Origin of the sequence: Nocardia sp. NPDC006044 (genome assembly GCF_042871115.1) — a bacterium.
In the GTDB taxonomy this organism is placed as follows: Bacteria; Actinomycetota; Actinomycetes; order Mycobacteriales; family Mycobacteriaceae; genus Nocardia.
In genome coordinates this window covers 2,847,343-2,860,822 of record NZ_JBIAID010000001.1, presented here as the reverse complement: position 1 = coordinate 2,860,822, position 13,480 = coordinate 2,847,343, and the positions used below count along the sequence as shown (strand labels likewise).

At 65.6% G+C, this 13,480-nt stretch carries 11 protein-coding genes and 1 pseudogene; 7 read left to right on the top strand and 5 right to left on the bottom strand.

The features are described 5' to 3' along the window. Positions 1–6: 6 nt before the first annotated feature. The 7 genes from ACFYO1_RS13285 (at position 7) to ACFYO1_RS13255 (ending at position 8,520) form a co-directional block, all read left to right on the top strand. Complete coding sequence (locus ACFYO1_RS13285) at positions 7–1,353, top strand: FAD-binding oxidoreductase (protein ID WP_387230208.1); 1,347 nt, start codon at positions 7–9, stop codon at positions 1,351–1,353. Positions 1,354–1,394: 41 nt separating this feature from the next. Then, complete coding sequence (locus tag ACFYO1_RS13280) at positions 1,395–2,627, top strand: dipeptidase (RefSeq protein ID WP_387230206.1); 1,233 nt, start codon at positions 1,395–1,397, stop codon at positions 2,625–2,627. A 490-nt stretch (positions 2,628–3,117) separates the two neighbouring features. After that, positions 3,118–4,239, top strand: coding sequence for a glycoside hydrolase family 3 N-terminal domain-containing protein (locus ACFYO1_RS13275; protein WP_387230204.1), 1,122 nt, complete (start codon positions 3,118–3,120; stop codon positions 4,237–4,239). Positions 4,240–4,578: 339 nt separating this feature from the next. After that, positions 4,579–5,754 carry a glycosyltransferase family 4 protein gene (locus ACFYO1_RS13270; protein ID WP_387230203.1) on the top strand — a complete coding sequence of 392 codons (1,176 nt, stop codon included), beginning with the start codon at positions 4,579–4,581 and terminating at the stop codon, positions 5,752–5,754. 161 nt (positions 5,755–5,915) lie between these two features. After that, positions 5,916–6,314, top strand: a complete 399-nt coding sequence (locus ACFYO1_RS13265; RefSeq protein ID WP_387230201.1) for a hypothetical protein — start codon at positions 5,916–5,918, stop codon at positions 6,312–6,314. A 131-nt stretch (positions 6,315–6,445) separates the two neighbouring features. After that, positions 6,446–7,006, top strand: a complete 561-nt coding sequence (locus ACFYO1_RS13260) for a hypothetical protein (protein ID WP_387230199.1) — start codon at positions 6,446–6,448, stop codon at positions 7,004–7,006. Then, entirely contained in the window at positions 7,003–8,520 is a 1,518-nt protein-coding gene (locus ACFYO1_RS13255) for a glycosyltransferase family 25 protein (protein ID WP_387230197.1), read from the top strand. The genes ACFYO1_RS13260 and ACFYO1_RS13255 overlap by 4 nt, the downstream gene beginning before the upstream one ends. A gap of 365 nt (positions 8,521–8,885) precedes the next feature. On the opposite strand, the gene ACFYO1_RS13250 is transcribed toward ACFYO1_RS13255, so the two are convergent. From ACFYO1_RS13250 to ACFYO1_RS13230, 5 genes and pseudogenes are all read right to left on the bottom strand, one after another. Continuing rightward, a complete protein-coding gene (locus tag ACFYO1_RS13250; RefSeq protein WP_387230195.1) occupies positions 8,886–9,986 on the bottom strand; it encodes a sensor histidine kinase in 1,101 nt (366 codons plus the stop codon). Beyond that, complete coding sequence (locus tag ACFYO1_RS13245) at positions 9,983–10,666, bottom strand: response regulator (protein WP_387230193.1); 684 nt, start codon at positions 10,664–10,666, stop codon at positions 9,983–9,985. The genes ACFYO1_RS13250 and ACFYO1_RS13245 overlap by 4 nt, the downstream gene beginning before the upstream one ends. Before the next feature lie 50 nt (positions 10,667–10,716). Then, positions 10,717–11,049 (bottom strand): annotated as a pseudogene (locus ACFYO1_RS13240) (MerR family transcriptional regulator); the annotation flags it as partial. Positions 11,050–11,114: 65 nt separating this feature from the next. Further along, positions 11,115–12,824 (bottom strand): protein-arginine deiminase domain-containing protein, encoded by a 1,710-nt coding sequence (locus ACFYO1_RS13235; RefSeq protein WP_387230191.1) that lies wholly within the window; start codon positions 12,822–12,824, stop codon positions 11,115–11,117. 156 nt (positions 12,825–12,980) lie between these two features. Then, positions 12,981–13,385 (bottom strand): hypothetical protein, encoded by a 405-nt coding sequence (locus tag ACFYO1_RS13230; protein WP_387230189.1) that lies wholly within the window; start codon positions 13,383–13,385, stop codon positions 12,981–12,983. Positions 13,386–13,480 lie beyond the last annotated feature (95 nt).

The following is a 13,480-nucleotide window of genomic DNA, read 5'->3' as shown; positions in this document are numbered from 1 at the left end:
AGCACGATGACCATCTCGTTCGACGGTCCGCCCATCGAGATCGACACTCGCCCCGCGGTTCTCGACCAGTTCACGGTCGACGAGACAGGGCAGGCCGGACAACGCCCCTGCGGAGTCGCCTATCCGGCCGACGCGGACGAGGTTGCCGCGCTGGTCCGCTGGGCGCGCACGACGCGAACCCCACTCATCTCCCGTGGCGCCGGAACCAGCTTGGAGGGACATCTGCTGGCCCAGGGCAATGAGCTGATCGTCGACCTGTCCCAAGCGAATTCGATCCTGGACATCTCCCCCGCGGATTTCACCGCGACGGTACAGCCCGGCGTCACCCGCACCCAGCTCAACGCGGCGACCGCGGAACTGGGTCTGCAATTCACGGTCGATCCCGGCGCCGACGCTTCGCTCGGCGGAATGGCCGCGACCAATGCCAGCGGTACCACGACTGTACGATACGGCGGAATGCACGCGAATGTCCTTGCCTTGCAAGCGGTACTCGCGGACGCGACGGTGGTGCGGCTCGGCCGCGCGGTCCGCAAATCGTCGAGCGGCTACGACCTGAAGGACCTGATCATCGGCTCCGCCGGAACGCTCGGCATCATCACTGAACTGACCGTCCGACTGCATCCGATTCCGGAATGGATACGCTCGCTGCGTATTTCGTTCCCTACCGTGCCTGCCGCAGTCGATGCCGCGCTCGAAATGATCGGAGCCGCGCTGCCGGTGAGCAGACTCGAACTGGTCGACGCCCCGGGCATGACCGCGCTCAACGAGTTTCGTGGCGCCCGATACGCCGAGTCACCGGCCCTGTTCATCGATATCGAATCATCCTCGGAGCCGGCGGGCATCGCCGAGGAGCAAGAGATCCGGCGAATCGCGCAGGCCCACAGTGTCATCGATATCGCGGCCGCCCACACCCACACCGAGCGGCACGCGCTCTGGGAAGACCGGCACAACCTCTTCTTCGCGCTCAAGGCCCGCCACCCCGGAAGCCGGTTCATGGTGACCGACACCGCCGTCCCGTACTCCCAACTCGCCGTCGCGGTCGGCACCGCGACCCGGCTCGGGGAAGAACTCGGCTTGGACATCAGCGTCGCCGGGCACATCGGCGACGGCAACGTGCACACCATCGTTCCCTACACCGACCTCAATTACGCTGCGGTGCAAGACTTCTCCGCCCGCCTCGTACAACACGCCCTCGCCGTCGGCGGAACCGCGACCGGCGAACACGGCATCGGACTCATCAAGAAGAAGTACCTGCGTGCGGAGCACGGCGCGGCCGTCGACCTCATGATCGCGATCAAACGCACCCTCGATCCGCTCGGCCTGTTCAATCCGGGAAAGGTGCTCGACGCGTAAACGTATTCGACACCCATGGGGTGGGCGTATAGAACGGACCGGTGACTTCTCCGCATCTAGATCGAGCACGCGCCATCCTCCGCGACACCCCGGTGGTGGACGGCCACAACGATCTTCCCTGGGCCATGCGCACCGAGGCCGGTTACGATCTCGACGCCATCGACCTGGCGGCCGATCAGACCGGACGGCTGCACACCGATCTCGATCGGCTGCGCGCCGGCGGCGTCGGAGCGCAGTTCTGGTCGGTGTTCGTCCCCAGCAACCTGGCCGGGGACAGCGCCGTCAGCGCCACCCTCGAACAGATCGACTTCGTCCGGGCGCTGATCGATCGGTTCCCGGATCGGCTGCAAGCGGCCGCCACCGCCGAGGAGATGGAGGCCGCTCGCGCCGCGGGGCGGATCGCCTCGCTGATCGGCGCCGAGGGCGGGCACAGCATCAACAGCTCGCTCGCGACGCTGCGCACACTGCATCAATTGGGCGTGCGGTATATGACTCTCACGCACAACGACAATGTGCCGTGGGCGGATTCGGCCACCGACGAGCCGAAAGCCGGCGGGCTGACCGTCTTCGGCGAAGAGGTGGTGCGGGAGATGAATCGCCTCGGCATGCTGGTGGACCTGTCCCACGTCTCGCCGGACACCATGCGTGCGGCGATCGCGGTTTCCGAAGCGCCCGTGATCTTCTCGCACTCCTGCGCGCGTGCGATCTGCGACCACCCACGCAATATCCCCGACGATGTCCTGGCGACGCTGCCCGCCAACGGCGGCGTGGCGATGACCGCCTTCGTCGCCTACTTCCTGGCGCCCGCCGCCAAGGAATGGGCCGCGGCGGCCGACGACTACGTGCTCGGCCAGGGGTTCGACCGGATGGACTGGTCACCGGAGGCGATGGAACACCGCCGCGAGTTCGAGGCCACGCACCCGCGCCCGCAGGTGACCTCGGCGGCGGTGGCCGACCATCTCGATCACGTGCGCGAAATCGTCGGCGTCGACCATATGGGTCTCGGCGGCGACTTCGACGGCACCGACTACCTGCCTGCGGACCTGGGCGACGTCTCCGGGTATCCGGGTCTGATCGCCGAACTCCTCGGCCGCGGCTGGTCCGCGTCCGATATCGGAAAACTGACCTGGCACAACGCGGTTCGCGTGCTCCGCGACGCCGAAGATGTCGCAAGAGACCTGCGACGCACGCGTAAACCGTCCATCGCCACCATCGACCGACTCGACGGAGCCGCAGCGCGCCGGACGGAGCTGTCCAGCCAGGCGGATGCCTGATTCAGCCGAACGGCGGCGGTCGAAATGACCGCCGCTCAGTATGATTGAACTCCCCGGCCGCGGGTTCCGAGAGGAACGAGATGTCCCGTACAGACCGGACGAAACCGTTGTGGGTGCGCTTCGCCGAGCACAACCCTCGACCCGTCCACGATCATCGGTACGGCACTTGCGATTTGCCGTCGCGCGTCACGCGCGAGAACACCGGCTCCCACTGCCGCTGGGCATTCCCCGCGTTCGGCACGGCCTGCTGCTCCGCCCCCATGGGCGCGCCGCGAACAGGAATGGGGAGCGATGAACAGGGCGCGTAACCGCAAGGACCGGTATGCGGCTCGCAGGTTCACCGACGGAGCGAATCGCGATCAGCGCCTTTGAGGCTTCCTCGGACACGGTCCTACTCCGCTTATCGGACAGTGCCGAAAGGGGTGAACTCGGCATGTCGGGCGGCCGGGTGCGGGATCATGGGATCAGTCGGGTGATAGGGAGTTCCGTTATGTCGCAACCGATCAGCTCGAACAGAAGGGGTTTCCGGGGGCTACTCGCGGCCGTTCTGGCATTGCTGCTGGCGGCCGCGGGGCTTGCGGGAGCCCCGGCCGGGGCGGAACCCGGGTTGACGGCGGAGCAGTTGGCCGGGCAGCGGGTGATCTATTCGTATCCGGGGCTGGTTCCGCCGGAGTCGTTGTTCGAGGACATTCGGGGCGGGCGGGCCGCGGGGGTGATCTTCTTCGGGGAGAACATCTCTAGTACCGACCAGATCGCCGGGGTGGTTGCCCGGTTGCGGCGGGCACAGGCCGAGAGTCCGATCTCGGCGCCGTTGCTGTTGATGACGGATCAGGAGGGCGGGCTGGTGCGGCGGCTGCCGGGTGAGCCGGTGCTTTCGGCGAAGCAGGTCGGTCAGTCGGCCGATTCGCTGGGAACCGCGGTCAACACGGGGTTCGGGGCGGGGAACACGCTGCGCGGCCTGGGAATGAACGTGAATCTCGCGCCGGTGCTGGATGTCTACGACACACCCGGCAACTTCATCGACCGTACTCAGCGCTCCTACAGTGATAACCCGTTGGTTGTCGCCGCACTCGGCTCGGCGTTCATCGCGGCTCAACAGTCCACCGGTATCGCGGCCACGGCCAAGCACTTTCCCGGCCTCGGCTCTGCTCCTGCCGGTCAGAACACCGACCTCGGCCCGGTCACGCTTCCGGTGAGCCGATCCACGCTGTGGTCGCGCGACGAGGTCCCGTACTCGGTGGCCGTGGTCGCGGGAGTGAAGCTGGTGATGATGTCCTGGGCCATCTATCCCGCCCTCGACGCAGAGCGCCCAGCCGGGTTGTCGCCCACGATCATCGATCAGGAATTGCGCGACCACAACGGATTTCGTGGCGTGACCATCACCGATGCGCTGGAGGCCGGCGCGCTGAACGCCTTCGGGGACACCGGCCGGCGCGCGGTGACCGCCGCCGCCGCCGGCATGGACCTGATCCTGTGCTCAGCCCGCGACATCGGCCAAGGCCACGACGCCACAACGGCTTTGGCCGACGCCTACACCGATGGCCGGCTGGATCCCGCGGCGTTCCGCGCGGCCGTCGGTCGCGTCGACAGTCTGCGCGCCGGGCTTCGGTGAACAACGCGGGCGCCGCGGCCGATCCGCCTGCGCGGCCGCAGGACTAGCGTCGAGGCGTGATCGTTTGACCCACCAGTCGCGGGATCCGAGAGTCCGTCGTCGCAGCTCAGACGGGTGGCTTTGATCGCGAATCCGGACACCGGACGGGGCAGCATCGCATCTTGTTGTGGTGACCACTGGGTTCGGCGGCGGTGCTCGAGTCGGAATCGCTGTGGTTCAACGTCTAGACGTGCTGAAGAAGAATTCCATCCGCGGAACGGGTGGTGCCGAATACGTTCTAGGCCCCGCTGATCGACCTCGACACCCGCGCTTCGTACGCTGACCTCAGGGAATTAGGGCATGCATCTTGCTTTGCTGACACCAGAATGGTGGTATGAGGCCAGTCCAGGTGGGATCGCTACCTACTGCCACATTTTCGCCGACCAGGCCGCGAACTCGGGGCACAGCGTAACCGTGTTCACTCCTGCGGGCGGCGCCAAACCGCCCTCGTCTGACCGGGTACATGTCGTGGCGGTCCAGGTAGCATCAGCTACCCCGTGGGGCTACGCCGAGGCATTCCGGGACACGGTGGACTCTTGGATGCAGCAGGGCTATCGCATCGACTGTGCCGAGGCCGCCGACTATCTGGGTTTCGCGGCTTTGATCGACCCGTCGGTGCCTGTCGTGACCCGCCTGCACACGCCCTACACATATCTGCTGGAACGTCGCGGCGGTGCGGAGAGTATGTCCGACCGGGACGTGCTCGAGCTGGAGGAGCGGCAGATTCGTCGTTCAGCGCTGGTGACCAGCCCGAGCGCGTGGCTCGCCGAGATAGGCACCCGGTTATGGGACCTGCCGTACCGACCCGCCGTGATCCCGAACCCGATCAGATCTCTGCCTCCCAATCACGACGGCGTCATGGATTCTGAACGGAATACGGGCGCGACCCTGCGCGTGCTGTATTTCGGCCATTTGGCCGAGCACAAGGGTGTCTTTACCCTCGCGGCGGCATTGAGAGACTGGTTCGACACGGGTGCGGACGCCACAATGACCTTCGTCAGCCAGGAAGCGCCATGGAAGTACCTGGCCGAAACACGGATACGGGAGATCCTGGGTTACCACGCTGAGTCACCCCGGTGCCAGTTTCTGGCCGAACAGCGTGGCGAGCAGTTGCAGCGCACGATCGCCGCGGCCGACCTGGTTGTATTGCCCTCGCACCACGACAACCTGCCCTACACCGTGATCGAGGCAATGGCGCACGCCAAGCCCGTCGTCTCCACCACCGGTACTGGCACCGCGGAGATCATCGATCACGGTCACACGGGGTTCCTCGTCCCTCCCGGCGACGCTGCCGCCCTTGCCGGCGCCCTCGCCGAGATCAGCGTTGACCGCGCCGCTCTGACCGCGATCGGCCGCCGTGCACAGGCATCACTGGCGCGGTACGCCAGCCCGCAGACCACCGCACGACTCCTCGACCTCTACAGCCGCACCGTCGGCACTGGGCGAGATGTCTTATCCCCGCGGACCGGTCGATGAGATGAACGATCTCTCGGAGACTGGCCGCGAGAAGCGGCGTTCCATCCGGACGGCTCACCGCTACGAATACTGGATCGGTAAAGCAATCGGCCACGGGTATCAGCCCTTTCGGGGACGCCCCTCGGCCGGGCAACGTCGATAGTTCCGCGAAAGGACACCGGATGAATCGAACGGATCTGGGCAGGCGAATCGCAGCTTTGGCGGGAGCCGCGGCAGCGGTCACGGCAGCGGGCGGATTGCTTCCGGCAGTCGCGCACGCTGCCACTGGAGAAGTCACAGTCACCACCGACGCCGGGAATGTAACGTACAAGATCAGCAAACCAGAGGGCTACGATCGCTGTATCGGTGTAGGCATCGACAATCCATCCAACCCTACCGAGGTTGCGATCAAGAACGAAACCGAAAAGCCGCTGAAATTCTATTCGAACAGCGTTGACTGCGGAAAAACCAGCAAGTTCGGTTCGGTTGATGCTCAAAATCTCAAGCCGGGAGCGACAGCAAAGGACGACTCCGTGCAATATGGGTTCTCTTTCGTCGTTCCACAGTATGAGGATTCCTAGCTACGTGGCTATAGAGCGAGAAGGGGAACGGACCTGCTCGAAGACCTCGACAAGCGAGTGAGCATGCGAGGCCGGGTCAGTGGCCGGAGGCTGCTCTGTCAGTGGTGCCCGTTGAATTGGAGTCAAATCGGATGATCGCGGCATTGGCGTCTCCGTTGTGCGGATTCCGCGATTTCCTCGGTGTTTCCGCGGCGGATCTCCTGCTCGATCAGCTCATGACGGATCTGGGCGGGCGAGACCGTCCAGATCCTGGTGTCCGGGACCTGGCCGCAGCGGTGGGGCAGGTCACCGGCACAGTCTGCGACCTATTGGGTGTGGCACCATCACGCACTCCCCAGCTGACGTTTTCCGTGGAAACCGGTGACGATCAAGGTCAACCGGGTCCGACCGCGACCTCCTCGGCAGGTGGCGACTCAGCACAAGTGGCTTTCGTGTACTGGCTCCATGCCAGGCCCAGGCAATTCCACGGCGGGCCACTGCGTGTCTACGATGCTGCCATCCACGACGGGCACCCGACACTGGATGCCGGCTATCGCGATTGCCCGGTCGAACATGACACCATCGTCTTCTTCCCCGCTTGCTTCTGGTCCGAACTTCGTCCAGCGAGAAGGCTTGACGAAGTGGTGCCCGTGAACTCACCGTTCGCGGACCTTTACGGGGTCCGTTTCGCCATCCGCGGATGGATCGCGTGACCAGCACGCCAGGACTGGATGCATCGATCCAGGTGACGGTCGAGGCCGCGTCTAGTCGCCCGATGCTCACTGTCGCGATCGTCGTCGACGAAGGGAAGCTCTCGCAGACCGTACTCACCCTGAGCGACCTCGGCTACCACGAGCAACTCGAAATCTTATTGGTCACTAACCCGGCACAATGCCAACTCGTCTTAGACGCAGTAACTTCCCCGCACATCTGGCGGGCGAAGGCGCATGTTCGTGTTGTGCCCTGGCAGCCTGGTACTGCGGCGTTGAATACGATCTTCACCTGCGCTCAGGCTGACTGGGTTATATGCCTGCGGCCAGGAACCCGCCTCGAGGACGGAGCGCTCAGCGACTTGGCGAATTTCGCTGCGGCACATCCTCATTGTCGCGATCTCCTCCAAGGCCCGATGGCCGGAAATGCGGGAGGCCAAGACCTCACCCATCTGAAGCCGGTGTGGCATCGGGGACGGTTCGGTGTTCCCGGCGATGGCCTCTGCTCGACCTTGTCTCCTGGGGGAACAGTTGAGATCGGGCTACACCGCCTCGATGTGTTCGCCTGCCGCAAAGCGTGCTGGCCCGGTATCCATCCCCGGCTGGCTATGAGCGAGGGACCTGCCGGATACCTGCACAAGAAGTTCCGGGCACAGCAAGGCCGTGCATTATGTGTGCCGTTTCTGCGGTGGAGCACCACGATCGATGATCGTCCGCAGGACCCAGCCTGGGAGCCAACGCAATTCTTCGAATATCTGCTGTGCTGGGAAGACACCGGTGAAGCCGTCGAACCAATCCTGGATCATTACGCCGAGGGCCGGGGAACATCCTGGGTCGATCGCCAACTCGCACACTGGCATGCAGCCCGGAATAACCCCTTCGATACCTTCGATGCCATTGTCTGTATCAACTCCGACCGCCAACCCGATCGATGGGCCCGCATCAGCGCACGCTTCGACTCATTAGGTATCGCGGAAAAGGTCCAGCGCCTGCCGGCGACCCTGACACCAGAGCGATATCCAATCGGCTGCGCCCTGTCTCACCGGCGGATCGTTGAAGAAGCCCGCACAGAAGGCCTCGACAGCATCTTGGTCTTCGAGGACGACGCAGTGTTCCTACATGGTGCGATCTGGGTGTTGCGCCACAGCGTCCGTGAACTGATGAAACTGCCTTGGAAGCTGTTTTACCTGGGCGGTTTCTACTCCGATCAACGGAACCCCCTCGGCATCGACAACCCGGTACCGGGGGCATCATTTCTGCGCCACGCACCTGGTCTGGTCACAACCCACGCCGTCGCTTACCACCGACGAGCCTTCGATCAGATCCTCGACGAGCTACCTGCTGATCCTGAATCCATGGGCGATTTCCTCGCCGGCCACGGCGGCCACATAGACGTCTACTACGCCGAAACATTCAACGAGGGCGTATACCGGTGCCAGCCGACCATCGCCAGCCAGGAAAGCTACATCCATTTAGAACACCCACACCTACGCGACCAGTTCCCAATTACTCCATGACCGACGTCAATCATCAACGGGCGGCGCAGAGTCAGACATGCAGACCAAACGCCCGATAGTCGGCACGGCCGTTCGATCGGTCGCGTCGACACCCTGCGCGCCGGGCTTCGGTGAACAACGCGGGCGCCGCGGCCGATCCAGCCGAGTGGCGGGTTCATTCAGCTGATCGGGGGGATCCGCCTGCGCGGCCGCAGGACTAGCGTCGAGGCGTGATCGGTTGACCCACCAGCCGCGGGATCCGAGAGTCCGTCGTCGCAGCTCGGACGCGTTTCGCCGGTTCGATCACCAGGCGGCCTGCCGGTCCGCTCCGCACCAGGGCCCTCCCCTGTTCTCTGGTTCAGGCGATCGGCAGGCCATTTCTGTGCTCAAGTCCGAGGCAATTGGAGACGGACGGTCCAGCCGCCGTCCGGCAGTGCGTGTGCCGTAACCGTTCCGTTCAGCAGCTGCGCGCGTTGGCGCAGACCGGCGAGACCGGATCCCGCGCTGGGCAGGTCCACCGGCGGCTCCACGGACGCGGCGTTCGTAATCGACACCGTCACAGTGCGATCCGTGTACGCGGAGGCGATGGTCACGGCCGCGCCGGGCGCGTGCTTGCGCACGTTGGTCAGCGCCTCCTGAATGGTCCGGTAGATGGCGCGCTCGCCCGCCGGGGTCAGGTTCGACGGCAGCTCGCCGATCAGTTCGACCGGCAGGGCGCTGCCGCTCAGCAACGCCGGAAGATGCTCGATGGACGGTTGCGGGCTGATCTCACCCGCCGCGGCCGGGGCACGCAGGACCTTCACCATGTGCCGCAGTTCGTCGAGGGTTTTGACGCTGAGCTTGCGAATGACATCCGCGGCCGTGCGGGCGCCGGGGTCGGTACTCACCATCTGCAGGGCCCCGGCCTGCACCGCGATGAGACTCACCTGGTGCGACACCACATCATGCATCTCCCTGGCGAGTTCGGCGCGTTCGCGATCGCGCGCGGCCGCCACCTGCAGCTCGCGTTCGTGGGCGTAGACGCGGTCGATCTCGTCCATCTGCCGGGCCAGCCGCTGCCGGGTCGCCACCAGCCAGCCCAGCGCGGCCGGTCCCGCGCCGACCAGCGTGGCGAAAACTATTTGATGGAGCAGGAATTCGAGATCACTCAACCCGAACTGGCCATCGGGCGAGGTGTACAGGCAGGACGACGCGAGCAAGCCGGCGGACATCGCGACGACCCACCGCGGCGCCGCACTGCGCGCCACCGAATACAGCGCCGCCATCGGCGCCAGCAGTGCGCCGACCAGTATCGTCGCCGGCAGCGCGCAGGCGAACGCGACAATCGGCGCACACCGGCGCACGAGCAGCGCCGCCGCGGTGAGCAGCGCGACGCCGATCACCCACGCGGCAAGGGGCACATCGCGATTGCACCAGACGTCGAAGGCCCCGATCGCCGCCAGAACCAGGTCGGTGACGACTGGCCAGCCCGGTGTGCGTCGGCTCATGGCAGGTCGGCACGCAGGAGGCCGGCCCGCTCGGCGATCAGCGCGGCCTGCACCCGCGTGCTGACGTTCAGTTTGGCGAAAATCGCACTGACGGAGTCCTTTACGGTCCCCATGCTCACATGCAGGCGCACACCGATGTCCGCGTTGGACAAGCCGTCCGCGATGAGCACGACGATGTCGCGTTCCCGATCGGTCAGCCGCCGCACCAACTCGGGCGCACCGGTGTCGACGGTGTCGAGGAAACTCTCGACCACCGCCTTGGTGACCTTCGGCGACAGCACCACCGCGCCGCCCGCCAGCGCCCGGACCATCGCGCCGAGATGCTGCGGCTCGGTGTCCTTGAGGATGAAACCGGAAGCACCCCTGCGCAATGCGTCGGCGATGTACTCGTCTGCGGCGAACGTCGTCAGCATGGCCACGACCGGTGGCTGCGGCGCCTCGAGCAATTTGGACAGAATGTGCAGCCCGTCGACATCCGGCATCCGGATATCGAGCAGCACGACCTGCGGGTCCGCGGCCCGAATCGCGGCAAGCGCGCCCACCCCGTCGCTGGTGACGACGACCTCGATATCGTCGGCGGCGCCGAGGATCAGCGTGAAACCCGATCGCACGAGCGCCTCGTCGTCCACTATCGCCACGCGGATGCGCGGCTGTTCCAGCCGGTCGGCGGGGGTCGTCATCCGATCGGCTGGAGGACGGGCCGCGACTGCGGTTCGGCCGGGCGCAGGGTCTGAGCGAGTTCGGCGCGCATCCGTTGCAGCCGTTCGATGGTCGCGGCGAGTTCGGCGTCCAAGGCGCGCACGGACTGTTCGGACGGCCCGGCCTCGTCCATCCGGCCGATCTGGGCCAGCGAAAAGCCCAGGTCGGCAAGGTGTTTGACCCGTAGCAGGCGAGCCAGGTGGGTCTCGTCGTAGCGCTTGTAGCCGTTGCGCTGTCGTTCGGGTTCGGCCAGCAGGCCGACGTCGTGATAGTGCCGCACGGTCCGGATGCTGGTGCCGGCGAGTTCGGCGAGCCTGCGGGTGCTCCACGCCACGATATCCACTCCTCGGTCCTCGAATGCGATTCCGTCAGCCTCGCCGCGGAGCTGACCGTTCGCATCGGTAGTTTTCGCCTATACGCGCCCGGTGGTCACCGGGCGATCGGGAGATTTCCGGTCTGCCGCAGCACATTCGTGCCGCAATGTATTTCGCCCCCCGCCACGTGCAGGGTCTCCCAGTCGTCGACGTAGTGCACGGATACGCCCGCCGAGCGGTAGGCGTCGGTGACCGCGGTCTCGAATACGTCGCGCCCGTCGATGACCGGACCCCATTGCCGCGGTGCGATGTAGTTCGACGCATTGATCAGCACTCCGTTGATGGCGCCCGGGTAGAAGCTCACCAGTGCGTCCGGTTCGTCGTCGATGCCGGCCGACAGCTCGTAGAGACCTGGAATGCGCACGAAGTCTTCGGGTTTCGTGCCGGTCTCCTGGAACACGCGCTCGACGTTCTCGTCGATCTTGCGGGCCGCGAATTCGTTGTCGGCGACGAAGCGCTGGTCGGCCAGGACGTTGTCGATGGTCCGGTCGGGTGCGCCCGGTTGGGAGAACGCCCGTTCCGCACCGTGACCGGCTCGTTGCCGCTCGCGCAGCAGCTCGAGCCCGCGCCGCGGATCGGATACCGCCGGCCGCCATCCCCGACCGGACGGGGCCGGCAGGAACTGGATGAATTCGTCGACGTGGCCGACCACGAGCCAGGTGGTGTCCAAGGTCAGTGGCGGCTGAATCTGCTGGGCGGCAAAGAATTTCTGCAATTCCGGGCTGCCGGTGGTGGCGTCGTTGCGGTTGCCGGTTCCGATGATCACCCGGCCCTGCGGAAATTCGTTGCCGTTGTGGGTGTATGGCGGGATGGTCTCGACATTTCCGAACGAATCCACGTGGCGATCCCCGGCGCCGCCGATCTGGATCGCGCCCATTCCGGGACCTCTGAGGTCGAACACGGACCGGCCGCCTTCGCGCTCGGGTTGCGGCGAGCGGATCGCGACGCGCAGCGAAATGGTCTTTCCGGCCGGGCCGGGCATCGATACGTAGCCGAACTCCACGAAGTCCTGCGCCCAGGTGTCGGTGGTGTTCATCGTGATCAGCGGCGCGGTCACGCCGCTGGCTTGCGCGGCGGCGGCCAGATCGCCGACGAATCGGTCATACGCCGGGTCGTTCTCGCTCGACGAAATCACGACTGCCTCGGCGTTCTGGTTGTGGCTGTGCAGGAGGACCGGGGCCACGCGCAGGGCGATGTCGTCGGTGATCGTCCGGCCACCGGTACGGACGGTGAACCGAATGGTGACGGAGCCATCCCAGACCGCCCGATCGCGCACCACATCGCGCGAGTCGACGCCCAGGGTGGCACCGTCGCGCAGTTCGGCTTCGGTCAGGTTTTCCCTGGGGCGCAACCTGATCCAGGAATCTTGCCGTTTGACGAAGACGCGGATCTGTTCGGCGCCAACGCCTATCGGTTCCACGCTCCCGGTCATGCCGTTGACGCCGCGCCCGATCGGCATGGTCTTCATGGGTGCCAAGTAGTCCGGTGCGCGCGCGACGTCGTCGGCCGCGTCGTGACAACCGGCGAGTTCGGCGTCGGAGACCGGGCTTCGGCTCGACGGGCAGCGCCGCGCCACATCGCCGATGTTCGGGAGCACGATTGCGCCGTATTCGGCGGTCCACCTACCTTTTTCGATTCCGCCGCCGACATCTTTCCCGTCGACGACGCCGTCTCGATTGGCATCGGCCCGGATATCCGCGACCAGCCGATCCTCGGACGCCGCCGAACAGCCGGTCAGAACCAGAGCGGCAACGCCGGCGACCAACCAGAGCTTACGATATGCGAGGTCAAATATCGTTTTCTGATTCACCTTGCCGACGCTACCCACGAGCGATCCGCATCAGCCCCCGCCGAATGGCTGAAAGGGAGGGCCGACAAGCCTTTCGATTACCGCCGATCGGCGGTCCGCGCCGGTTTGCCGTCAATTCACGGTGATCGTGACCTTCCATGGCGTGAGACTCGTCGGACAGGTTTTGTCCGAGCTGGGCCGGCAGTTTCGCTGCGCGGTGATGGTGACCGTGCCGGGCTCGTTTGCGTGGAAGACCGCTGTCGCGCCTCCGTTCGGGGTCGTGGAACCTTTGGTGCGGGCCAAGACCGCGGCGTCATCGGAGACCGGGACTGCCCAGCTGTAGCTCAGTCCGTCGTCGCGGTAGGCGTTGAGGCGAACCTCGACAGAGCCGCCGACCTCGACCACCTGGGAGTGTCCGTCGTCGGCATTGGTGAGCACACTGCGCCCGGCCGACGCCGGACCAGCGGCGAGGCCGATAACGGTGGCCAGCGCCAGCCCTGCACTCCAGATCGCGGCAAACCTCTTGATCCCCTGCACGATTCCTCCTTATCGATCCCGCCGGAAACTTCCGCGAGCAGAGTAGCCGCGCATCGTCGACGACCAGGCTCGGCGGACCGGCGGCGTGTCGCGAG